This is a genomic window from Vibrio sp. 10N.222.49.C9, from assembly GCF_041474985.1.
In the GTDB taxonomy this organism is placed as follows: Bacteria; Pseudomonadota; Gammaproteobacteria; order Enterobacterales; family Vibrionaceae; genus Vibrio; species Vibrio crassostreae_C.
In genome coordinates this window covers 1-460 of sequence record NZ_JBFRVD010000271.1, presented here as the reverse complement: position 1 = coordinate 460, position 460 = coordinate 1, and the positions used below count along the sequence as shown (strand labels likewise).

1 protein-coding gene is annotated in these 460 nt (G+C 45.0%); it reads left to right on the top strand.

What is annotated here, in order from left to right:
* Positions 1–269: 269 nt before the first annotated feature.
* Positions 270–460, top strand: a 191-nt coding sequence (locus tag AB4585_RS23095; RefSeq protein WP_372171132.1) for a class II fructose-bisphosphate aldolase, incomplete at its 3' end; no start/stop codon positions are given.

Sequence of the window (460 nt, the reverse complement as noted above, 5' to 3'; positions counted from 1 at the left end):
GTAATGGTAGAGAGTAACTTCCACACTGGTTACACGGCACTACTTCTTTCGCCAAGCATTGTAGAGATGTAAACAACTAAACCTCTGACCGCTTTATGTGTTCGGAGGTTTTCTTTATTTTTTTCGAGGCACCTCGGAAAAGCACCGAACCAAGATCTAGTTACTGTGAATCTGCTCGAAAACCCAACCCCACAAAAGACATAGCATTTCTAATAGGCAGATCGGCTAGGTTCGCCTTGCCTTTTAGTCATCACACAGGATCACCAAAAATGCTCGTAACAACGAAACGCATGCTATCTAACGCAAGCAAGCAAGGGTTCGCCATTCCATCAGCTAACCTTGTCGACTTCTTAACAGCGAAAAGCTACGCAGAAGTCGCAGCTCAGCTACAAAAACCGTTAATTCTCAGCATGCCATCATGTCACCTAGAGCACTTCGGCCTCAAAGAAGCAGCAATAAC